Raw genomic sequence first — 21,498 nt, 5'->3', positions numbered from 1 at the left:
TGCGCTACGCCGGCTTGGCGCCCGGCTGGCCGTTCTCGATGACGAAGCTGACCAGCGGGCGAACCGCCGAGTTCTGCTCGAAGGCGTCGTCGACGGCCATCAAATCGGCGCGGGCGCTGTCCTTCGTCAGGGTCATGGCGACATAGCCGCGCTTGTCGCCGCGGGCGTACTTGATGTGGGCATTCTCGGCCTGGCCGGTGCGGATGGTGGCCTCGTTCGGCCCCTGCGAGGTGATCGACGTGCCGACGATCTCGCTCGCCAGGGTGGCCGAGGCGGGGTTGGCGAAGTCCTCCTTCAGGTCGGCCACCCAGAAGGCGTGCACGTCGCCGCTGATGACGACCGGGTTGGAGGGCTTGCGCTCGGCGATCGCCGCCAGCAGCCGGCCGCGGGCGGCGGGGTAGCCGTCCCATCCATCCATCCAGAAGCTCTGGCCCTCGCCGGCCTTGCGATCCAGTTCGGCCATCAGCGTCTGCTGCGCCAGGATCGTCCAGCGCCCGCGTGCCTCGCCCAGGCTGCGGCCCAGCCATTCCTCCTGCGGGGCGCCCAGCATCGTCCGCTCGGCCGACAGCCGGTCCAGGCAGTCGGCATGGCCGGGCGCATTGCCCTTGCCCGCACCGCAGGGCGGGTGCGACCGGTACTGCCGGTCGTCGAGCAGGGTCAGGTCCAGCATGTCCCCGAAGCGATAGCGCTCATGGATGCGCATGTCCGGGCCCTTGGGGGCGGCCGCCATCGGCAGCGGCATATGCTCCCAGAATGCCTGGTAGGCGGCCGTCCGGATGCGCAGGAACTGCTTGGGGTCCTCGGTGCGCGGCGACCGGTCGTTGGTGTAGTCGTTGGCGACCTCGTGATCGTCCCAGATCGCCACCCAGGGGGCGATGCGGTGGGCGGCGGCCAGGTCGGGATCGCCCTTGTAGAGCGCCCAGCGGTCGCGGAACTCCCACAGCTCGGTCGGGATGGCGCCGGTGTGGCGGCGCACATGCCGCCGGCCCCAGGACATCTCGTAGATGTAGTCGCCCAGATGCACGACCAGGTCGAGATCCTGCCCGGCCATGTGGCGATAGGCCGAAAAATAGCCGTGCTCGTACATCTGGCAGGAGGCAAACGCGAAGCGGAAGCGGTCGGTCGCCGCCCCCTCGGCCGGCGCGGTCCGCGTGCGCCCGACCGGGCTCTCGGCCCCCATGGCGCGGAAGCGGTACCAGTAGGTCCGCCCCGGCGCCAGGCCCGTCGGCTCGGCATGGACGCTGTGGCCGTGCGCGGGGATGGCGGTGAAGGTGCCGCGGGCGGCGATGCGCGCGAAGCGCTCGTCCTCGGCCAGTTCCCATTCGACCGGCACCGGCTGGTCCGGCATGCCGCCGCCATCCAGCGGCTGCGGCGCCAGCCGCGTCCACAGCACCAGGCGGTCCGGCCTGGGGCTGCCGGACGCGACACCCAGCGTGAAGGGATCGGCGGATTGCGCCCGACCGTGCCGCAGCACCGCGAGCGGCCCCAGGGCGGCGGCCCCCAGCAGGAGGCCGCGTCGGGTCAGGCGCATCATTTCAACCTCCGTCGCGCTCGAGGATCGCCAGGTCCGGCCGGTCGGTGGTGATCTGGCGAATGGGCTGGCCCATCCAGTAGGCGATCTCGTCGACCGTGTTGGTCATCCACACGCCCAGCTTGTCGCCGCCGATGCGGCGGATGAAGTAGGCCGGGTCGATCTGCATCAGCGCCGCGTGGACGGCGATCGCGCAACCCTCCAGCGCCAGGAAGCGGTCCAGCATCGGCTCGACGCCGCCCATCATCTCGGCCGAGCGGCGATCGACGGAGGCCAGCAGGCCGGCCTTCGGGTCGATGGCGCGGATCGTCTCCAGCACCTCGGGCGCGAAGCTGGTGAAGAGCGTGCGCTCCATCAGGCCGAGGCGGCGGGAGATATCGACCACGTTCTGCTCCAAGCCGGCATAGGGCCGGCCCAGCGCATCGGTCTTGATCTCGAGCTGGATCTCGTAGCGGGTCGGCTTGAAGACCTCCAGCACGGCTTCCAGCGTCGGCACCGTCTCGCCGCGGCCGTCGCGGAGCGCGATCTGGCCCAGTTCGGCCACCGTGTGGTCGACCACCAGGCCGGTTGCGTGGGTGGTGCGCTCCAGCGTGGCGTCGTGGATGACGACCACGCCGCCGTCCCGGGTGCCGTGCACGTCGAACTCGATGGCGTCCGCGGGCAGGGCGGCGGTGCGGCGAAAGCCGGCCAGCCCGTTCTCGGCCCAGAGGTTGCGGGCTCCGCGATGGGCGACGATCATGACCATGAGGCAGTGTTTCCTATTTCGAGCTGTCAACTAGGCCCTTCACCAGCCAGCGCTGAAGGGCGACGACGACGACGACCGGCGGCAGCATGGTGATGAGCGCCGCATTCATGGCGATGTTCCAGGCGGGCTCCATGTCCGAGCGCGGGATCAGGTGCTTCAGCCCGATGACGGCGGTCGCCATGTTCTTGTCGGTCGTGAAGAGGAGCGGCCAGAGATACTGGTTCCAGCCATGCAGGAAGAGGATGATCGCCAGCGCCACCATGTTCGAGGTGGATAGCGGCAGCAGGATGGACCGGAAGAAGCGCCAGGGCGAGGCGCCGTCGATGCGGGCCGCCTCGCACAACTCGTCCGGGATGGTCAGGAAGAACTGTCGGAAGAGGAAGGTCGCCGTGGCCGACGCGATCAGCGGCAGGATCAGGCCGCTATAGGTATTGATCAGGTTCCACTGCAGGGCGATCTCGATGCGGTTGCCGGTCAGCACCTCCCACCAGCCGGCGAGGTCGAGTTCGTCCACCACCCATTGCAGCGGCAGCGCGGCGTTGGCGACCGATTCGAAGGTCGGCACGATGCGCACTTCGACCGGCAGCATCAGCGAGGCGAAGATCAGCCAGAACGCCGTCATCCGCCAGCGGAAGCGGAAATAGGCGAGCGCGAAGGCCGATAGCATCGAGACCGCGATCTTGCCGACCGTGATGCCCACCGCGACGATGGCCGAGTTGATGAACAGACGCGCGAAGTTGCCCTTGTTCCAGGCCGTTTCGGCGTTGGCCACGAAATGGCTGCCGGGCAGCCAGGGCAGGGGAACCTGCTGCACCTCCTGGATCGTCAGCGACCCCGCGACGAAGGCGAAGTAGATGGGCATGCAGACGATGGCCGCGCCCAGCACCAGGACGGCGTGGCAGGCGAGGTCGAGGACGGGATGGCGCTCGATCATGGCTTACACATCCCGGGCTCAGACATCGTAGTTCACCTTGCGCTCCACATAGCGGAACTGCAGCAGCGTCAGGGTGAGGGCGGACAGCATCAGGACGACCGACTGGGCGGCCGACGACCCCAGGTCCAGGTTGACGAACCCGTCCTGGTAGACCTTGTAGACCAGGATGTTGGTGGCCCCGGCCGGCCCGCCGCGGGTCACCGCGTCGATGATCGCGAAGGTGTCGAAGAAGCCGTAGACGAAATTCATCACGGTCAGGAAGAAGATCGTCGGGCTGATCATCGGCATGGCGATCAGGAAGAAACGCCGCAGCGGCCCGGCGCCGTCGACGGCCGCTGCCTCCAGCAGCGACGGCGGCATCGCCAGCAGGGCCGCCACCAGGAAGATGTAGTCGTAGCAGATGTGCTTCCAGGTGGCCGCCAGCGTCACCAGGATCAGCGCGTCGGTGGCGTTCAGGTTGGGGTCCCAGGCGATGCCGATGGCGCGCAGCGCGTGCGCGATCGGGCCGACGGCCGGGTTGAAGAGGAACGCCCACAGGATGCCGGCGATGGCCGGCGCAATCGCATAGGGCAGCAGCAGGACCATCTTGTAGGTGCCGCGCAGGCGGATCACCCGGTCGGTGGCGAATGCCAGTACGCCGGCGATCACGATGGTCAGCGCGCTCTGGGCCAGGGTGAACCACACCGTCACCCAGATGGATTCATGGTACTCCGGGCTGCGGAACAGCGCGGTGAAGTTGTCGAACCAGACGAACTGGACGCGCGCGCCGAACGGGTCGGCCAGCAGGAACGACTGCGCCAGCGCCCGGATCGACGGGATGAAGAAGAAGAGGAGGAGGATGGCCAGCTGAGGCAGCAGCAACAGTGCTGCCACGCGCGGCTCCACGAAGTGGGCGCGCTTCAGGCCAGACTCCCGGCTGCGGCCGGCCATGATGGGATTTCCCGGATATGGATGTGGCGGTGGGGGCGCCCGAAAGGACGCCCCCCGCCCGCGCTACAGGCTCAGTACTTGCCCGCGTTCAGCTTCTCGAACTGGCGCAGGATGTCGTTGCCGCGCTTCACGGAATCGTCCAGCGCCTCCTGCGGCTTCTTCTTGCCGGTCATCACCGCTTCCATCTCCTGCCGCAGCGCGAAGGTGGTCTGGGTGAAGTTGCCGAAGCGGAAGCCCATGGAGTTCTGGGTCGGCGTGCCGCGGCTCAACTGCAGTACGGCGATCTCGCGCGTCGGGTTCTGGGTGTAGTAGCCCTCGTCCTTGGCCACCTTGTAGGCGGCGTTGGTCAGCGGCACGTAGCCCGTCACCTTGTGCCACCAGACCTGCACCTTGGGGCTGGCCAGGTGGTTGAAGAAGGCGGCGACGCCCGCATACTCCTCGGCCTTGTGGCCCTTCATCACCCAGATGGTGGCGCCGCCGATCGTGCTGTTGCGCGGCGTGCCGACATCGGCCTCGTAGGGCATGTAGGTGGCGCTCCACGGGATGGTGGCGTTGCGCTCCATCGCGCCATGGTCGGCGGTCGACGAGATGTATGTGGCGCACTTGCCCGACGCGAAGAGCTGCTGCGGGCTGAGGCCGGTGCCGGCCAGTTGCAGCACGCCGTCGTCCAGCCACTTCTTCAGGCGAGTGACCTGGCCCACGACCTTCGTCTTGTTGTAGACGAACTCGGTGTCGATGCCGTCGAAGCCGTTCGACTTCGTCGCGAAGGGCTGGTCGTTGATCGCGCTGTAGTTCTCGATCAGGCTCCAGAAATAGTCGTTGGCGAGTGCCGTGCCGCATTCGGCCGCACCCTTCAACTTGATCTCGTAGAGCTGCTTCTCGAATTCCTGCCAGGTGGCGGCCGGCTTCTCGAACCCGGCCTTGGCGAACTGGTCCTTGTTGTACCAGAGGATCGGCGTGGACGAGTTGAAGGGCATCGTCATCAGATTGCCCTTGTAGGTGTAGAAGCTGGCCACCGGCTTGATGAAGTCCGACCAGTCGATGTCGTACTTCTGCTCCTTCATCAGCTGGTGCACGGGCACGGTCGCGTCCGACAGCAGCATGGTCATGAAGCCGCGCTCGTAGATCTGCACCAGGTGCGGATGGCGCTTGGCGCGATAGGCGGCGATGGTGCCGTTGATGACCTCGTCGTAGTTGCCCTTGTTGACGGCGACCACGGTGTACTTGTCCTGGGCCTCGTTGAAGCCCTTCACCAACTCGTCGACGCGCTCGCCCAGCACGCCGCCCATGGCATGCCACCACTGCACCTCGACCCGCTGGGCCGCGGCGGGGGCGGCGGCCAGGCCGAGCAGCACGCCGCCCAGCATCATGTTGCGACCAACGAAGGCCATGTTGTCCTCCCTACCAGGTTTCTGTCGGTTCAGTGCTTCGCTGCCTGCGCGCCCCAGAACCCGTCCGGGGCGAACAGGGAATCGACCGCCTCGTCGAGCCGGCCCAGGTCGGCCAGCAGGTCGAGGACGGTATAGCGCCGGCGGATCAGCCGGGCGCGGCGATAGTCGGCCGCCATCCTGGCGGGGCTGACGGCGATCTGGTCCAGCCGAGACGGCGCGCCGGCGGCGGCAAGCTGCGCCTGCATCCGCGCGGCCGGCGGCAGCCGGCCGGCCAGGCGCCGGCGGAGGTCCGGCCAGGCGGCGTCGAGGCGCTCGAGCCGTGCGCGCAGCCGCGCGGGCGACGGCCGCTTGGCGACCATCTCGGCCGCCGCACTGACGGCCATGCCGGCGTCGGGGAAGGCGGCGGCGACCAGGGTGGCCTCGGCCGCCGCGGTCGGCTGGCCGGCGACGGCCGCGTCGATGTCGCGGACCGGCCGGTCCTGCGCCAGCAGCCATTCGTAGAGCGCCAGCATGGCTACGGTGCCGATGCCAACGCAGGCACCGTGCGAGACGGGCTCCTTGCCGCCAGACGCGCCGGGCACCGACAGACCCTCCATCTCCCACAGATGGGCGAACTGGTGGTCGCTGCCGCTCGCCGGGCGCGACGTGCCATGCGCCTGCATGGCAAAGCCGGTGATCAGCAGCCCCTGCATCAGGCCGCGCAGCGCCTCGGGGTCGCCCTGGGGCAGGCGCGCCGGGGCATCGAGCCAGCCGGCCAGCCCGTCCTGCACCAGGCCGAAGATGTCGGCGTCGATCGCCTCCTCGCCCAGGGCGTCGGCCACGATCCAGTCGGCGCCCGCCACGACCTTGCCGGCGAGATCGCCGTAGCCCCAGGCCGCCATGCGGGGCGGGGCGGCGGCCACGACGTCGAGATCGGCCAGCACCGCCACCGGCGGCGGGCAGGGCAGGGTGCGCTTGAAGTCGCCGTCCATCAGGGCGGCACCCGATGCGGCATAGCCGTCCATGGAAGCGGCCGTACCGACGACGGCATAGGGCGTCCCGGCCATGGCGGCGGCCCGCTTCACCAGGTCGTTGAGCACGCCGGCGCCGATCGCTACGGGCACGGCGCCATCGGCGCGGATGCGGGCCGCGATCATCTCGGTATGGGAAACCCGCGGCTTCAGTCGCGGCTGGCCCGGCAGGACCAAACGGTCATGGGCGATGCCGGCACCGGCCAGCACCGCGCCGACCGCCATGCCGGCAGCGGCCAACGTGTTGTCGTCGGCGACGAGGAGAATCGGCCCGGCCGGCAAATGGCGGCGCAGCAGGCCCGGCAATGCTGCCGTCGCCCCGCGTTCCAGGACCACTTCGCGCGTCACCGATGCACCCCGCACCGCGCGCTCCAGGCTGTCGGCCGCTCCGCCCATCGTTCTCCGGTCGCATTGCGCGATCTTGGTTCCGATCGTCGCGAGCCTTAACATGGTCGCGAACATTTGTATAGGATAGGCAACATATGTTGCAGGGCGATGACGGCCGCGGCGCCCCTTGACACGGCCGGGCAAGTCGGAACATTATTTCTCTATAAGAACATAAGTTCCAAATCTGGGGCGGTGGGTGGAAGACGAGATCGGACTGGCGACGCGGGCGGCCTGGATGCATTTCGCCGGCGGGCTGACCCAGTCCGAGGTGGCCGAACGCCTGGGCATCACCCGCCTGAAGGCCCATCGCTTGGTGGCCCGTGCCGCCCGCGACGGGCTCGTGCGCGTCTTCATCGATGGCGAGATCGCCGAGTGCGCCCAGATGGAGGGCGCGCTGTCAGCCGCGCACGGGCTGGATTTCTGCCGCGTCGTGCCGGTTCTCGATGACGACCCCCTGCCGCTGAAGGCGCTGGGCATCGTCGGCGCGCAATACCTGAAAGGCGTGCTGGAGCGCGACGAGGACACACTGATCGGCGTCGGCCATGGCCGCACGCTGGCGGCCTGCGCCGACCACCTGATGCGCATGCCGGTGAAGCGCACCCGCTTCGTGTCGCTGCTGGGTGGGCTGACGCGCAAGTTCTCGGCCAATCCGCACGATGTCATCCATCGCCTGGCCGATCGCACCGGGGCGGAAGCCTATGTCATGCCGGTACCCTTCATCGCCAATTCGGTCGAGGACAGGGCGGTCCTGCTGGCGCAGCGCGGCGTGGCCGAGGTGTTCGACCTGGCCCGCTCCGCCAGCCTGCTCTTCGTCAGCATCGGCGCGGTCGAGCGCCAGGCATCCCTGATCGCGACCGGCATGATCGACCGCGCCGACATGGACCAGGTGCGGCGCGACGGCGGCTGCGGCGAGATCCTGGGCTGGTTCTTCGATCGCGCCGGGAAGCCCGTCGATACCGAGGTCAGCCACCGCGTCCTGTCGCTGGAACTGGAAGACCTCCGGCGCAGCCGAATGATCGCGATCGCCGGCGGCGTCGCCAAGGTGGATGCGATCGCATCGGTGCTGGCCAGCCGCATGCTGAAGGGGCTGATCACCGACGAGCGTACCGCGCGCACCCTGATCGAGCGGCTGGAGCGGCCGCGCGGCCCAGCACCGCGCAAGTAGGGCCATGGCCGAGCCTATCCTCGTCGGCATCGACGCCGGCACGTCGGTCATCAAGTCGGTTGCCTTCGCGCTCGACGGCACGCCGTTGGCGGTCACCTTCGTCCCCAATCGCTGGGCCGTCGTGCCCGGCGGCGGGGCCGAGCAGGACATGCAGGCGACCTGGCTGGCCGCTGCCGAGACCCTGCGCCGGATGGGCGAGCAGGTACCGGACCTGGCCAGGCGACTGGCCGGCATCGCCGTCACCGGGCAGGGGGACGGCACCTGGCTGGTCGACGCGGGCGGCGAGCCGGTTGGCCCCGCTATGCTGTGGCTGGATGCCCGCGCCGGCCGCATCGTCGACGCGATGCGCCGGCAGCCCGCCGACGCTATCCGGTTCGCCGCGACGGGCACCGGCCTTGCCGCCTGCCAGCAGGGTCCGCAGCTCGCCTGGCTGCGGCAGCACCGGCCCGACGCGATCGCATCGGCCTCAACCGCCTTCCACTGCAAGGACTGGCTCTATCTGAAGCTGACCGGCCAGCGCGCCACCGACCCGTCGGAGGGGGCGCTCAGCTTCGGCGACTTCCGCACGCGCGCCTACAGCGATGCGGTGGTGGACGCGCTCGACATGGCCCCGCTGCGCCACCTGCTGCCGGAAATCGTCGACGGGACCGCCGGCCATGCGACGCTGACGGCCGACGCCGCCCGGGCGGCGGGCCTGCTGGCCGGCACGCCGGTCGTACTGGGATACATCGACATCGTCTGCTCGGCGCTGGGCGCGGGTCTCTATGACCGAGACGGTGCCGCCGGCACCAGCATCCTGGGTTCCACCGGCATGCACATGCGCCTGGTGCGCGGTGCCGCCAACGTGGCGCTGCCGGCCGAGCGCACCGGCTACACCATCGCCTTCCCGGTCGACGGCACCTATGCCCAGATGCAGTCGAACCTGGCTGCCACGCTCAACATCGATTGGATGCTGGACCTGATCGGCGGGGTGCTGGCGTCGGCCGGCGTCCACCGCGACCGCGCCCAGCTCCTGGCTGGGGTCGACGACATGCTGGCCGGCACGGCGCCGGGCACGCTGCTGTTCCACCCCTATATCTCCGAGGGCGGCGAGCGCGGGCCGTTCGTCGACGTCGATGCCCGCGCGGGCTTCTTCGGCCTGTCCACCCGCCATGGCCATGCCGACCTGGTGCGCGCGGTGTTCGAGGGGCTGGCCCTGGCCGCGCGGGATTGCTACGCCGCGATGGGGCCGATGCCGGCCGAGGTGCGGGTGTCCGGCGGTGGCGCCCGCAGCCAGGCCCTGCGGCAGATGCTGGCGGCGACGCTGGACGCGCCGGTGCGTGCCAGCACCCGGCAGGAGGCGGGGGCCGCCGGGGCCGCCATGATCGCCGCCGTCTCGCTCGGCCTCTTCACCGACATGGATGCTTGCGTCGCCCGCTGGGTGACGCCGCATCTGGGCACGGCGCTGGCGCCCGACCCGGAGCTGGTGGCCGCCTATGCCCGGATCTTCCCCGCCTACCAGGAGGCGCGCCGCGCGATGCCGCCGGTGTGGCGACGCCTGGCGGAGGGCGGCGGCGATGCCTAGCCCCGCCATCGCCGTCATCGGCGACCGCTTCATGCAGGCCGAATCCTTTCGCCGCGCCCTGGAAGGGGCTTGCGGCGGGGATCTGGCGATCCGCCTGCTGGAACTGCCCTGGCCGGACGTGCCGATGCGCAACGCCGAGGCGGGCTCGCCCCTGGCGGGCCTGCGCGAATATCTGGGCGAGCCGGACGAGATCGTCGGTTTCGTGGGCGACGCGGAAATCCTGGTGACCCACCTGGCACCGCTGTCGGATGCCATGATGGCGGCAATGCCCGCCCTGCGGCTGGTGGCCGTGTCGCGCGGCGGGCCGGTCAACATCGACCTGGCGGCGGCCCGCCGCCGCGGCCTGCGCGTGGTGAACGTGCCCGGCCGCAATGCCAGCGCGGTGGCCGAATTCACCATCGGCGCCATCCTGGCCGAGACGCGGCTGATCCGCGCCGGCCACGACAGCCTGCGCCGCGGCGAGTGGCGGGGCGATCTCTACCGCGCCGACGTGACCGGCCGCGAACTGTCGGAGCTGACCGTCGGCATCGTCGGCTACGGCGAGGTCGGCACCCGCGTGGTGCGCCTGCTGCGCGCCTTCGGCGGGTCGATCCTGGTGGCCGACCCTTACGCCCGCCTCTCCAACGAGGACGCGGCCGATGGGGTGGAGCAGGTGGGGCTCGACGAACTGCTGGCGCGCGCCGACGTGGTCTCGCTGCATGCCCGGGTGACGGCGGAGACGACCGGCATGATGGATGCCGCGCGCTTCGCCCGCATGCGGGCCGGGTCGATCTTCGTCAACACCGCGCGTGGACCGCTGGTCGACTACGATGCGCTCCATGACGCGCTCGCTTCCGGCCATCTGCGCGGCGCCATGCTGGAGACCTTCGCGATCGAGCCGCCGCCGCCCGACTGGCCGCTCTTGAAGCTGCCCAACGTCACGCTGACCCCGCACATCGCCGGCGCCTCGCTGCGCACCGTCACCTATGCGGCGGCCCGGGTGGCCGACGAGGTGCGGCGCTATCTGGCGGGCGAGCCGCCCCTTCAACCCTGCTGACCGGAGAGCCCACATGACGAACGAAGAACGCGCGCTGCGCCAGGCGATCATCGACAAGTGCATCTGGATGAACTCGTCCGGCTTCAACCAGGGCACGTCGGGCAACATCTCGGCGCGCTGGGGCGACCGCATGCTGATCACCCCCAGCGCCACCCCCTACGAGCAGTTGACGCCCGAGAGCATCGCCTCCATGCCGCTGGCCGACGAGACCGGCGCCTGGGACGGCCCGCTAAAGCCCTCGACGGAATGGCGCTTCCATCGCGACATCCTGCGCGCCCGGCCCGATGCTGGCGCGGTCGTCCACACCCATTCGACCTTCGCCACGGTGCTGGCGATCGCGCGCAAGGAGATCCCCTCCTGCCACTACATGATCGCGGCCTTCGGCGGCGACGAGATCCGCTGCGCGGACTACGCGACCTATGGCACGGCGGAACTGTCGGCCAACGCCTTGAAGGCGATGGAGGGGCGCAACGGCTGCCTGCTCGCCAACCACGGCATGATCGCCATCGGCAGCGGCCTGGACAAGGCGATGTGGCTGGCGGTCGAACTGGAGACGATCGCGCGCCAGTACTACCACACCCTGCTGCTGGCCGGCGGCCCGGCGCTGCTGTCGAAGGAGCAGATCGCCGATACCCGCAAGGGCTTCTCGACCTACGGCCTGCAGGACCGGAAGTCGGCTTGATCGGATCGTCGTGATGGGGGGGCAAGCCGATCCAGTCGACCTGCTGATCGTGGGCGGCGGCGTAAACGGTGCCGGCATCGCGCGCGACGCCGCCGGCCGCGGCCTGTCGGTGGTGCTGTGCGAGAAGGATGACCTGGGCCAGGGTACCAGTTCGCGGTCGGGCAAGCTCGTCCATGGCGGGTTGCGCTACCTGGAATATTACGAGTTCCGCCTGGTGCGCGAGGCGCTGATCGAGCGCGAGGTGCTGCTGGCGGCGGCCCCCCACATCATCTGGCCGATGCGCTTCGTGCTGCCGCACCGGGCGTCGGCCAGGCCGGCCTGGCTCGTGCGGCTGGGCCTGTTCCTCTACGACCATCTGGGCGGGCGTAAGCGGCTGCCCGGCACGCGGACGCTGAACCTGCGGCGCGCGCCGGAGGGCCGGGCGCTGGCCGACCCGCCGCGCATCGGCTTCGAGTATTCCGACTGCTGGGTCGACGATTCCCGCCTGGTGGTGCTGAACGCGATCGACGCGGCCGAGCGCGGCGCCCGCATCCTGCCGCGCACCGCCTGCGTGGCGGCTAGGCGCGAGGGCGGGCTGTGGCGGGCCGAACTGGCGGGAGAGGGCGGGCCGGTCACCGTGCATGCGCGCGTCCTGGTGAATGCGGCCGGCCCCTGGGTGAAGGACGTGATCGGCCGCGTCGCCGGCCAGAACTCCGCCCGCAACGTCCGCCTGGTGAAGGGCAGCCACATCGTGGTGCCCAAGTTCTGGGACGGGCCGCACGCCTACCTGCTGCAGAACCAGGACCGCCGGGTGATCTTCGTCAATCCCTACGAGGACGACCTCTGCCTGATCGGCACCACGGACATCCCCTATGAGGGGCCAGCCGAGGCGGTCGCGATCGACGATCGCGAGATCGACTATCTGCTGGATATCGTGAACCGCTATTTCCGCCAGCAGCTCACCCGCCAGTCCATCGTCCATGCCTATTCCGGCGTGCGCCCGCTCTATGACGACGCGGCCGAGAACCCCAGCGCCGTCACCCGCGACTATGTCTTCGACGTCGACGCGCCGGAGGGGATGGCGCCCATGCTGTCGGCCTTCGGCGGCAAGATCACCACCTTCCGCAAGCTGTCGGAACACGCCATGCGCGCGCTGGCTCCGTTCTTTGCGAACCTGGCGCCGGCCTGGACCGCGACGGCCCACCTGCCCGGCGGCGACATCGCCGATGCCGACTTCGACCGGTTCCTGGCCGCCTTCCAGGCCGAGCGGCCATGGCTGCCGGCGGACCTCGCCCGGCATCTCGGGCGCCTCTACGGCACGCGCGCCGGGCGGGTGCTGGGGGACGCCGTCGACATGGCCGGGCTCGGCCGGCATTTCGGCGGCCTGCTCTACGAGCGCGAGGCCCGCTACCTGATGACGGCCGAATGGGCGCGCACGGCCGACGACATCCTCGACCGGCGCACCAAGCATGGCTTGCACCTGTCGGCCGACCAGCGCGGGGCCTTTGCCGACTGGCTGGCGACAGCATGACCGGGCCGCTCTGGCTGGGCATCGATGTCGGCACTTCCTCGGTCAAGGTGGTGCTGGTCGATGACGCCGACCGGCCGGTGGCCGATGCCGCTTCGCCGCTGCGGGTCGACCGGCCGCAGCCGCAATGGGCCGAGCAGGACCCCGAGGACTGGTGGCTGGCCGCCGGCGCCGCACTCGACCGGCTGGCTGCCGACCACCCGGCGGCAATGGCGCGGGTGGCGGGGATGGGCCTATCCGGCCAGATGCTGGGCGTGGCCGCGGTCGACCGGCACGACCGGCCGCTGCGCCCGGCCATCCTGTGGAACGACGGCCGCGCCGCGCGCGAGGGCGCCATGCTGGAGCGGGTGGTGCCGGGCTTCGCCGCCATCACCGGCAGCCGGCCCATGGCGGGCTTTCCCGCACCCAAGCTCCTGTGGCTGAACTTCCACGAGCCGGACGTGCTGCGGCGCGCCCGGCATGTCCTGCTGCCCAAGGACTATCTGCGCTGGCGCCTGTCGGGCGACGCCGCGTCCGACCGGGCCGATGCCTCGGCCACCCTGCTGATGGATACGGCCGCCGGCACCTGGCACCCGCCGATCCTGGCCGCCTGCGGCATCACCGCCGACCAGTTGCCACGCCTGGTCGAGTGTGCGGAAGTGACCGGTCACCTGCGGCCGGAACTGGCGCGGCGCTGGGGGCTGCCCGTGGGGCTGCCCATCGTCGGCGGGGCCGGCGACAACATGTGCGGCGGCGTCGGCGCCGGCGTGGTGACCGATGGAGCGGCCTTCGTCAGCCTGGGCACGTCGGGGGTTTATTTCGTCGCCAATCGCGACTTCCAGTCCTCGGTCGGGCAGGGCATGCACACCCACCGCCATGGCGTGGCCGGGCTGTTCTGCCAGCAGGCGGTGATCCTCAGCGCGGCCGCCGCCCTGACGTGGGTGGCCGATCTGCTGGGGGCCGACGATGTCGGCCGCCTCGTGGCGGAGGTCGAGGCCGCCGGCATCTCTTCGGCCGATACCCCCGTCTTCACCCCCTATCTGGCGGGCGAGCGTACGCCGCACGATGATCCGGGACTGCTGGCGGCCTTCTCGGGCCTGTCCTTCGCGACCGGGCGGCTGCATCTGGTGCAGGCGGTGATGGAGGGCGTGGCCCTGGCGCTCGCCGATTGCCAGGATGCCCTGGCGGCCACCGGTGCCGCCGTCACCGGGCCGATCGCGCTGGTCGGCGGCGGCGCCCGCAGCCGCTTGTGGGCGCGTCTGGTGGCGGCCGCGACCGGCCGGCCGGTGTCGGTGGCGGCCGATGCGGCGGTCGGTCCTGCACTGGGGGCCGCCCGGCTGGCCCGCGCCGGTGCCGGTGGCCCGCTGATCGGCGGGGCGGGCGAACTGCTCTTCGCGGCCGAGCCCGACGCGTCGCTGGCCGGCGCGCTGGCGGCCAAGCGGGACCGCTACTGCGCCCACCCGCGGCGCTGAGCCGGGAGGCGAAGGCCCCGCGTGCATCGTGCAGGCGTAGGAGTATGATCGGCGGCCATACCCGCCCAATCCCGCCCCGTGGGAGCCCCTTTGCCACTCGCCATATCCATCCTCGATCAATCGATCGCGGCCGCCGGCCGGCCGCAGGGCCAGGCGATCCGCGACACCATCGCGCTCGCCCAGCATTGCGAACGTCTCGGCTATGCCCGCTTCTGGGTGTCGGAGCACCATAACCACCCGACCATCGTGGGGGCCGCGCCCGAGATCCTGATCGCGGCCATTGCCGCCACCACCAGCCGCATCCGCGTCGGCAGCGCCGGCGTGATGTTGCCGCACTATTCCGCCTACAAGGTGGCCGAGCAGTTCCGCGTGCTGGATGCGATCGCGCCCGGCCGCATCGACCTCGGGCTGGGTCGCGCGCCGGGGTCGGACGGCCGCACCGCCTTTGCCCTCCACCCACTGGCCAACGAGCGGCCGGACCAGTTCCCGAGCGACGTGCGCGACCTGCAACTGTGGCTCGCGGGCGAGCCGCTGCCGGAGGGGCACCCGTTCCGCACCGTCCACGCCTATCCCCAAGGCGACACGGTGCCGGAGATGTGGATCCTCGGCAGCTCCGACTTCGGCGCCCGCGTTGCCGCCCATTTCGGCCTGCCCTACAGCTTTGCCTGGTTCTTCACCGACGGGCAGGGCGGGCAGCAGGCGCTCGATCTCTACCGCGCCGGCTACCAGCCCAGCCCGCGCCACCCGGAGCCCAAGGCCGGCATCTGCGTCTGGGCCTTGGCGGCAGACACCGAGGAGGAGGCGCAGCACTATTTCACCTCGCGCGCCAAGTGGCGGCTATTCCGCGACCGCGGCATCTACGGCCCGCTGGAGGCGCCGGAGGAAGCCGCCGCCTATCCCTTCGGGGACGCCGAGAAGGCGCGGATCGCGGAGATGCGGCGCAACGCCTTCGTCGGCACCGGCCCGGTCGTGGCCCAGCGCATCCGCGACCTCGCCCGCCGCCTCGATCTCCAGGAGCTGGCGATCGTCACCTGGGCCCACGAGGAGCAGGTGCGCCACCGCAGCTACGAACTGCTCGCCCGCGAACTCCTGCCGCAACTTTGACCGCTACCCCGCCAACGAGGCCCGCTCCCATGCGCATCGAGATCCTGTGTACCGGCGACGAAGTCTTGACCGGCAAGATCGTCAACAGCAACTTCAGCTACATCAGCCAGAAGCTGGAGGATTTCGGCCTCACGGTGGTCTGGGGGACGACGGTCGGCGATGATCGCGAAAAGCTGCTGGAGGCGTTCCGCCTGGCGGCTGGCCGCGCCGATGCCGTCATCGTCAATGGCGGGCTGGGGCCCACCGTCGACGACCTGTCGCAGGAGATGGCGGCGCGCGCGGCCGGGGTCGAGCTGGTCCTGAGCGAGGAATGGCTCGAGAAGATGGAGAGCTATTTCCAGCGCCGCAGCCGCATCATGCCGCCCAACAACCGCAAGCAGGCGATGCTGCCGTCGACGGCCGAGATCCTGGACAACCCGGTCGGCACCGCCTGCGGCTTCGCGCTCGACATCGGCGGCGCGCGCTTCTTCTTCACCCCAGGTGTGCCGCGGGAACTGCGCCGCATGCTGGAGGAGCAGATCATCCCCCGCCTGCTGGCCCGCAGCGGCATCCAGGCGGTCATCCACCTGAAGCGGTTCCATTCCTACGGCATCGGCGAATCGCGCGCCGACACCCTTCTGGCGGGGATCGAGGAACTGGTGCCGGACGGCGCCATGAAGCTGGGCTTCCGCGCCCACTACCCCCAGCTCGAGACCAAGATCACCATTCGCGGCACCGACATGGATGACGTGCTGCGCAAGCTGGAGCCGGTGACGGCCGAGGTGCGGGCCAGGCTCGGCAACTTCATCGTCTCCGAGGACGACCGCACGCTGGAGGGCGAGGTGCTGGGCGGGCTGGTGGCGGCCGGTGGCACGCTGGCCCTGGCCGAGACCTTCACCGGCGGCCAGGTCGCCGCCCGCTTCTCTCCACAGCCGGGGGCCGAGCGGGTCTTTGTCCGCGGTGTGGCCGCGCGCTCCGTGGCGGGGGTGGCTGCCGCCGTCGGGCTGGCGGGCGAGCCGGATGGCGTCGAGATCGCCCGCGCCCTGGCAGCGGCCAGCGGCGCCAGCCACGCCATGGCCGTCCTGGTCGACCTCGACGAGGGCAGCGACCGCATCGACCTGGGCGGCACGATCCGCATCGCCATCGTCGCCGGCGATCGGGTGGAGACCCGCGAGGCACGCGTGCTGGGCGGGCGCGAGTGGGTGCGCCTGGGCGCCACCGAGATGGGGCTGGACTGCCTGCGCCGCTTCCTGCTGGGCCTGCCCGTGGCCGAGCGCATCGATTTCGAGAAGGTGTGATGGCGCAGGCCGGCGACATCCCGACCCCGGCCGGGGCCTGCGACTGCCACTCGCACGTCTATGGGCCGTTCGACCGCTTCCCCCTGCCGGAAGGCGCGCACGCGCCGGCCGGCGGGTCGTTCGCCGCCTATGTGGCGATGCTGGACCGGCTCGGCGTCGATCGTGCGGTCATCGTCCAGCCCTCGGCCTACCGCACCGACAATGCCTGCACCCTGGCGGCGATGGCCGTACTGGGGCCGGATCGGGCGCGCGGCATCGCCGTCGTCGACCCGGATATGGCCAACGCGGAGCTACGGCGCCTCGACGGCCTGGGCATGCGCGGTGCGCGCTTCCATGACACGTTGGCCGGCCTCATGGCGATGGGCGACCTGGAGCGGTTCTCGGCCCGCGTCGCCCCGCTCGGCTGGCATGTCCAGGTGCAGGGCAACGGCACCCGCCTGCCGGATTGGGAGGCGATGCTGGGCCGCCTGCCGTCCGACTTCGTGGTCGACCATGTCGGCCTCGTCCCGCACGGGCAGGGGGCGGACCATCCCGCCTTCCGCGCCCTGCTGCGCCTGGTCGAGGGCGGCCGCTGCTGGGTGAAGCTGTCGGCCATATACTACGGCCGCGACCCCGACGGTGGCTGGCGGGACATGGAAGCGCGGGTGAAGGCGCTGGTCGCCGCCCGGCCGGACCGCATGGTCTGGGGCGTGAACTGGCCCCACCCGAGCCTGCCCGACGATGCGCGCCCGGACGACCGCGAACTGCTGCAGCGTTTCCTCGCGTGGTTGCCCGACGAGACGACCCGGCACGCCGTACTGGCCGGCAACGCGGCGCGACTGTATCGCTTCTGAGATGCGGACCAGGATTGGGGCTGGCGCCATTTCAGCTTGACCGATCCCAAGCCGGGCTGCCTTACTCGACCCCTGTCGCTTTTCTCGGTGGGAGCCCCATCCCAATGACGATGAACCTCGCCACTCTTTCGCCGACCCGTGCCCCGCCCGCGCCGCGTGCCTGGCTCGGCCCGCAGCTACGCGACGACGAGTTCGTGGTCGGCCTGCCGGCCGATTGCCTGGCCGAACTGGATGCCATCGTGGAGGAGCAGCGGCGCGCACCCGTGCCGACCTTCATCCTGGCACCCGAGCATTTCGAGATGTCGGCGTGCCGGCGCTGGATGGCCGGCATCAAGCAGCGGCTCGACCATGGGCTGGGTTTCGTCATCCTCGACCGCATGCCGGTCGGCCGCTGGACGCAGCGCGAGCTGACGGACATCTACTGGCTGCTCGGCACCCTGCTGGAGCCGCCGGTCGCCCAGGACTGGCCAGGCACCATGATCTACGACGTGCGCCATGACGGGCGGCCCTATACCGGCGAGACGCGCACCGCGCTGACGCCCGAGGGCCTCGACATGCACAATGACAGTTCGATGGGCGAGGCGCCGCCGAACTACATCAGTCTGCTGTGCCTCAATACGGCGAAGTCGGGCGGCAAGTCCTCGCTGTCCAGCGCCTATTCGGCGCGCGACCATTTCGCCCAGGAGCATCCCGAGCTGCTCGACCGGCTCTACAAGCCGTTTTACCGCCACCACCAGGAATACCAGGCCGCCAACGCCGGCAAGACCAACTGGTATCCGATCTTCGGCACCGAGCCGGACGGCGGCCTGCGCATCCGCTTCAACGCCCGCGTCATCCGCCGCGGCTATGCCAAGACCGGCCAGGTGCTGGACAATGAAGGCGTGCAGGCGGTCGACATCATGGACGGGTTCCTGGGCGATCCCGCCCACCGCCACGACTTCTTCATGGAGCCGGGGCAGATGCAGATCCTGAACAACCGCTTCATCGTCCACGGCCGGACGCCCTATGTCGACCATGACGAGCCGGAGAAGCGCCGCCACCTGCTGCGCCTTTGGCTGCGCGCCGGCGACCGCCGGCAGTTTCGCGGCTGAGCCTTCCGCGATCGTGGAGGTGGCGAAGGGCCGCCGGGGGGAAACCCCGGCGGCCCTTCCTCTATGTGATGAAGCCCAGCAGTCGCGGCAGGAACAATGTCACTTCCGGGAACACCGCCAGCAGCAGCAGCACCGCCACGATGGCGGCGATGAAGGGCAACAGAGGCGGCACGAGCTTCTCCATCGGCAGCCCGCTGACCGCCATGCCGACGAAGAGGCAGAGCCCGACCGGCGGCGTGACATGCCCGATCGCCGACGCAACGACGCAGACCAGCCCGAAATGGATCGGGTGGACGCCCAGCGCTTCGGCCACCGGCAGCAGCACCGGCACCGTCACCAGGATGATCTCAGACGGGGTGAGGAACGTGCCGAGGATCAGGTAGAGGAAGATGACGATGAAGATGAAGACGAACCAGTGCGGCGCGATCTGCGAGATGGCCTCGGCCACGATGAACGGGAACTTGGAATAGGTCAGCACCCAGCCGAAGGCGCCGACGAAGCCGATGATGAGCCCGATCACCCCCGACAGGCGGGCGGAATCGGCGAAGATCGACGGCAGCTCCCGCCAGCTCGGCTGGCGGTAGAAGATGGGTGGCACGACCAGGGCATAGACCGCGGCCACGGCCGCTGCCTCGGTCGGGGTGAACAGGCCAAACAGGATGCCGCCCATGATGATGACCGGGATCATCAGGGCGGGCAGGGCGGCCCACAGGACGCGCAGGAATTCCGGAAAGGTCGGCGGCTTCTCGCGCGGGTAGTTGCGCTTCTTGGAGATGACGTAGACCGGCACCGCCATGCCCAGCCCGACCAGCAGCCCGGGGATGACGCCGGCCGCGAACATGGCGGCCACCGACTGGTCGGCCATCCAGGCATAGATGACGGCGATGATCGAGGGCGGGATGATCGGTGCCACCACGGCAGTGGCCACCGTCAGCGCGGTGGCGAAGTCGCGGTCGTAGCCCTTGCGCTCCATCTGCGGGATGAGGAACGTGCCGAGTGCGGCCACGTCGGCCACGGCCGAGCCGGAGATGCCGCCGAACACCATGCTGTCGGCGACGTTGACGTAGGCCAGCCCGCCGCGGAAGCGGCCGACGACGGCCGTCGCCAGGTCGATGATGACGCGGGCAACACCGCCGCGCGCGGCGATGTTGCCGGCCAGGATGAAGAGCGGGGCCGACAGCAGCAGGTAGGAGTCCGACAGCAGGCCGACGAAGCGGGTCGGCACGATGATGGGATTCAGGATCGGATAGAAGATGGCCGCGCCGAACGCCCCGATGCCCAGCGAAATGCTGATCGGCGCCCCCATCACGATGAAGATGACGAAGACGATCAGGAGGATTTCGGCCATAGCGCCCTCACGGCTGCGACGAGTTGCAGGATCATCGGCACGATGATGAGGGCGCTGCCGATGGGCACGGCCGCGAAGACGTAGCCGAGCGGCAGGCCAAGCCCGGCGCTGGTCTGGTACTGGGCGTTCGGCACCAGGGTCCAGCTCAGGATGATGAGGTAGACGAAGACGGCGATGCAGGCGGACCAGGTGATGATCCGCACGATCGCCTGGCCGCGCGGGCCGAGCAGCTTCACGAAATAGTCCAGCATCGTGTGCTCGTTGCGCCACATGGCGGCGGCCGAGCCGATCATCACGAGCCAGATGAAGAGATAGCGCGGGATCTCCTCCAGCCCGTCGATCGCATTGATGCCCAGGTAGCGGAAGACCACCTGCACGAAGACGGCCGCGGTCATGATGGCGAGAATGAACCCGCCGACATGGCCGAGGCCGTCATAGGCCCGGGCGAGAGCGCCCGGGGGCGGGCCGTCCTCAGGCCCGCCGCCCCCCGGAACACCAGCCATGGAGCTACTTCACGGCCAGGATGTGATCGACGATCTTGCGCGCGTCCTTGCCGGCCGGCGTGGCGTAGAACTCCTCGTAGACGCTTTGCGTCGCCGCCCGGAACGGGGCCGCGTCGGGCTTGGTGATGGTGACGCCCTTGGCGCGGACATTGTCCTGGATCGACTTGTCCTCGTTCAGGATGAACTCGCGGTTGAAGGTGCGGGTCGAGGCCCAGGCACCCTCGATCGCCTTCTTGCCGGCCGCATCCTGCTTGGCCCAGCTACTCTTGGACATGATGAGCGCGACGGCCTGGTGGGTATGGCGGACATCGGCCACGTACTTCACGATGTCGTAGAACTTGTTGTGGTAGAAAGTGTTGACGCCGCCCTCGGCGAACTCGATCACCTTGGTCTGGAGCGCGGTCGCGACCTCCGGGAAGGCGATGGGGGTGGAGATCATGCCCAGCGCCTTGAAGGTGGCGACCAAGATCTTGTCCTCCTGCACCCGCACCTTCTTGCCCTTCACGTCGGCCAGGCCGTTGATCGGGTAGTGGCCGTAGATGCCGCGATAGCCGGCGGCGATGAAGCCGACGAGCTTCAGGCCCTTCTTGTCCAGCACGGCGTCATAGTACTTCACGACCGTGTCGCTGCCGTCGAGCGTCTTGAAGAGGTGGTCGTAGTCCCGGAAGATGTAGGGAAGCTGGAACACCGACATCTCGGGGATCAGCGTCGACAGCGGCGCCGTGGTGATCGGCCCGAAATCGACCGCGCCAAGCTGGATCTGCTGCGAGACTTCGCGCTCGCCGCCCAATGCGCCCGAGTGATGGTGGGCGACCTTGATCTTGCCGCCCGAAAGCTCTGCCAGCTTGTCGATGAAGTGCTTGGCCGCGACCGACGTGCCCTGCTTGGGCGGGTTCACGTCGCCCATGCTCATTTCCTGGGCCGAGACGGCAACGCCGCCCGCCGAAAAAGCCAGAAGGGCGGCAACGCCCATCCCGGCCACTCTCTTCGAGTAAGCCATCATGTCTTC

19 protein-coding genes are annotated in these 21,498 nt (G+C 69.8%); 10 read left to right on the top strand and 9 right to left on the bottom strand.

The genetic code is table 11. The features are described from left to right. Positions 1-4 precede the first annotated feature (4 nt). The 6 genes from STVA_RS16865 to STVA_RS16840 form a co-directional block, all read right to left on the bottom strand. Positions 5-1,534, bottom strand: a complete 1,530-nt coding sequence (locus STVA_RS16865) for an alkaline phosphatase D family protein (RefSeq protein WP_197735654.1) — start codon at positions 1,532-1,534, stop codon at positions 5-7. Between the two features lies 1 nt (position 1,535). Beyond that, a complete protein-coding gene (locus STVA_RS16860; RefSeq protein WP_123695292.1) occupies positions 1,536-2,276 on the bottom strand; it encodes a glycerophosphodiester phosphodiesterase family protein in 741 nt (246 codons plus the stop codon). Between the two features lie 13 nt (positions 2,277-2,289). Further along, complete coding sequence (locus STVA_RS16855; RefSeq protein WP_123695290.1) at positions 2,290-3,210, bottom strand: ABC transporter permease subunit; 921 nt, start codon at positions 3,208-3,210, stop codon at positions 2,290-2,292. Positions 3,211-3,228: 18 nt separating this feature from the next. After that, positions 3,229-4,140 (bottom strand): ABC transporter permease subunit, encoded by a 912-nt coding sequence (locus STVA_RS16850; RefSeq protein WP_123695288.1) that lies wholly within the window; start codon positions 4,138-4,140, stop codon positions 3,229-3,231. Between the two features lie 71 nt (positions 4,141-4,211). Then, positions 4,212-5,531, bottom strand: a complete 1,320-nt coding sequence (locus STVA_RS16845; protein WP_123695286.1) for an extracellular solute-binding protein — start codon at positions 5,529-5,531, stop codon at positions 4,212-4,214. A 29-nt stretch (positions 5,532-5,560) separates the two neighbouring features. After that, positions 5,561-6,937, bottom strand: coding sequence for a sn-glycerol-1-phosphate dehydrogenase (locus tag STVA_RS16840; RefSeq protein WP_123695284.1), 1,377 nt, complete (start codon positions 6,935-6,937; stop codon positions 5,561-5,563). A 187-nt stretch (positions 6,938-7,124) separates the two neighbouring features. On the opposite strand from STVA_RS16840, the gene STVA_RS16835 reads away from it, so the two are divergent. The 10 genes from STVA_RS16835 (at position 7,125) to STVA_RS16790 (ending at position 18,638) form a co-directional block, all read left to right on the top strand. After that, positions 7,125-8,093 (top strand): sugar-binding transcriptional regulator, encoded by a 969-nt coding sequence (locus tag STVA_RS16835; protein WP_197735653.1) that lies wholly within the window; start codon positions 7,125-7,127, stop codon positions 8,091-8,093. A 4-nt stretch (positions 8,094-8,097) separates the two neighbouring features. After that, on the top strand, positions 8,098-9,657 hold the full coding sequence (locus STVA_RS16830) for an FGGY-family carbohydrate kinase (RefSeq protein WP_123695282.1): 1,560 nt from the start codon (positions 8,098-8,100) through the stop codon (positions 9,655-9,657). Continuing rightward, positions 9,650-10,693: a 2-hydroxyacid dehydrogenase gene (locus STVA_RS16825; protein WP_123695280.1), complete on the top strand. Its 1,044-nt coding sequence runs from the start codon at positions 9,650-9,652 to the stop codon at positions 10,691-10,693. The genes STVA_RS16830 and STVA_RS16825 overlap by 8 nt, the downstream gene beginning before the upstream one ends. 13 nt (positions 10,694-10,706) lie before the next feature. Next, positions 10,707-11,375 carry a class II aldolase/adducin family protein gene (locus tag STVA_RS16820; RefSeq protein WP_123695278.1) on the top strand — a complete coding sequence of 223 codons (669 nt, stop codon included), beginning with the start codon at positions 10,707-10,709 and terminating at the stop codon, positions 11,373-11,375. 13 nt (positions 11,376-11,388) lie between these two features. Beyond that, positions 11,389-12,885: a glycerol-3-phosphate dehydrogenase gene (locus STVA_RS16815; protein ID WP_123695276.1), complete on the top strand. Its 1,497-nt coding sequence runs from the start codon at positions 11,389-11,391 to the stop codon at positions 12,883-12,885. Next, complete coding sequence (gene xylB, locus STVA_RS16810) at positions 12,882-14,333, top strand: xylulokinase (RefSeq protein WP_170216735.1); 1,452 nt, start codon at positions 12,882-12,884, stop codon at positions 14,331-14,333. The genes STVA_RS16815 and xylB overlap by 4 nt, the downstream gene beginning before the upstream one ends. Positions 14,334-14,423: 90 nt before the next feature. Next, positions 14,424-15,437 carry an LLM class flavin-dependent oxidoreductase gene (locus STVA_RS16805; RefSeq protein WP_123695272.1) on the top strand — a complete coding sequence of 338 codons (1,014 nt, stop codon included), beginning with the start codon at positions 14,424-14,426 and terminating at the stop codon, positions 15,435-15,437. Positions 15,438-15,466: 29 nt separating this feature from the next. After that, complete coding sequence (locus tag STVA_RS16800; RefSeq protein ID WP_123695270.1) at positions 15,467-16,714, top strand: CinA family nicotinamide mononucleotide deamidase-related protein; 1,248 nt, start codon at positions 15,467-15,469, stop codon at positions 16,712-16,714. Next, positions 16,714-17,547, top strand: a complete 834-nt coding sequence (locus tag STVA_RS16795; RefSeq protein WP_123695268.1) for an amidohydrolase family protein — start codon at positions 16,714-16,716, stop codon at positions 17,545-17,547. Before STVA_RS16800 ends, STVA_RS16795 begins: the two co-directional genes overlap by 1 nt. A 104-nt stretch (positions 17,548-17,651) precedes the next feature. Beyond that, entirely contained in the window at positions 17,652-18,638 is a 987-nt protein-coding gene (locus tag STVA_RS16790) for a TauD/TfdA family dioxygenase (protein WP_123695266.1), read from the top strand. A gap of 61 nt (positions 18,639-18,699) precedes the next feature. On the opposite strand, the gene STVA_RS16785 is transcribed toward STVA_RS16790, so the two are convergent. The 3 genes from STVA_RS16785 to STVA_RS16775 are packed head-to-tail and all read right to left on the bottom strand — an operon-like array spanning position 18,700 to position 21,492. Next, a complete protein-coding gene (locus tag STVA_RS16785) occupies positions 18,700-19,986 on the bottom strand; it encodes a TRAP transporter large permease (protein ID WP_123695264.1) in 1,287 nt (428 codons plus the stop codon). Then, positions 19,968-20,489, bottom strand: a complete 522-nt coding sequence (locus tag STVA_RS16780; protein ID WP_123695262.1) for a TRAP transporter small permease — start codon at positions 20,487-20,489, stop codon at positions 19,968-19,970. The genes STVA_RS16785 and STVA_RS16780 overlap by 19 nt, the downstream gene beginning before the upstream one ends. A 4-nt stretch (positions 20,490-20,493) precedes the next feature. Beyond that, the gene (locus STVA_RS16775) at positions 20,494-21,492 is read right to left on the bottom strand and encodes a TRAP transporter substrate-binding protein (protein ID WP_123695260.1); all 999 of its coding nucleotides are present in this window, start codon (positions 21,490-21,492) and stop codon (positions 20,494-20,496) included. Between the last annotated feature and the right edge of the window lie 6 nt (positions 21,493-21,498).

It is taken from the genome of Stella humosa (genome assembly GCF_006738645.1).
GTDB classification, from domain to species: Bacteria; Pseudomonadota; Alphaproteobacteria; order ATCC43930; family Allostellaceae; genus Allostella; species Allostella humosa.
Note: the sequence above shows the minus strand (reverse complement) of the source record. Positions and strands in the feature narration are given on the sequence as shown.

Excerpts from the sequence above, each read along its gene's own strand:
- STVA_RS16865 (WP_197735654.1), bottom strand. The coding sequence starts at position 1,534 with ATGATGCGCCTGACCCGACGCGGCCTCCTGCTGGGGGCCGCCGCCCTG.
- STVA_RS16860 (WP_123695292.1), bottom strand. The coding sequence starts at position 2,276 with ATGGTCATGATCGTCGCCCATCGCGGAGCCCGCAACCTCTGGGCCGAG.
- STVA_RS16855 (WP_123695290.1), bottom strand. The coding sequence starts at position 3,210 with ATGATCGAGCGCCATCCCGTCCTCGACCTCGCCTGCCACGCCGTCCTG.
- STVA_RS16850 (WP_123695288.1), bottom strand. The coding sequence starts at position 4,140 with ATGGCCGGCCGCAGCCGGGAGTCTGGCCTGAAGCGCGCCCACTTCGTG.
- STVA_RS16845 (WP_123695286.1), bottom strand. The coding sequence starts at position 5,531 with ATGGCCTTCGTTGGTCGCAACATGATGCTGGGCGGCGTGCTGCTCGGC.
- STVA_RS16840 (WP_123695284.1), bottom strand. The coding sequence starts at position 6,937 with ATGGGCGGAGCGGCCGACAGCCTGGAGCGCGCGGTGCGGGGTGCATCG.
- STVA_RS16830 (WP_123695282.1), top strand. The coding sequence starts at position 8,098 with ATGGCCGAGCCTATCCTCGTCGGCATCGACGCCGGCACGTCGGTCATC.
- STVA_RS16825 (WP_123695280.1), top strand. The coding sequence starts at position 9,650 with ATGCCTAGCCCCGCCATCGCCGTCATCGGCGACCGCTTCATGCAGGCC.
- STVA_RS16820 (WP_123695278.1), top strand. The coding sequence starts at position 10,707 with ATGACGAACGAAGAACGCGCGCTGCGCCAGGCGATCATCGACAAGTGC.
- STVA_RS16815 (WP_123695276.1), top strand. The coding sequence starts at position 11,389 with ATGGGGGGGCAAGCCGATCCAGTCGACCTGCTGATCGTGGGCGGCGGC.
- xylB (WP_170216735.1), top strand. The coding sequence starts at position 12,882 with ATGACCGGGCCGCTCTGGCTGGGCATCGATGTCGGCACTTCCTCGGTC.
- STVA_RS16800 (WP_123695270.1), top strand. The coding sequence starts at position 15,467 with ATGCGCATCGAGATCCTGTGTACCGGCGACGAAGTCTTGACCGGCAAG.
- STVA_RS16795 (WP_123695268.1), top strand. The coding sequence starts at position 16,714 with ATGGCGCAGGCCGGCGACATCCCGACCCCGGCCGGGGCCTGCGACTGC.
- STVA_RS16790 (WP_123695266.1), top strand. The coding sequence starts at position 17,652 with ATGACGATGAACCTCGCCACTCTTTCGCCGACCCGTGCCCCGCCCGCG.
- STVA_RS16785 (WP_123695264.1), bottom strand. The coding sequence starts at position 19,986 with ATGGCCGAAATCCTCCTGATCGTCTTCGTCATCTTCATCGTGATGGGG.
- STVA_RS16780 (WP_123695262.1), bottom strand. The coding sequence starts at position 20,489 with ATGGCTGGTGTTCCGGGGGGCGGCGGGCCTGAGGACGGCCCGCCCCCG.
- STVA_RS16775 (WP_123695260.1), bottom strand. The coding sequence starts at position 21,492 with ATGATGGCTTACTCGAAGAGAGTGGCCGGGATGGGCGTTGCCGCCCTT.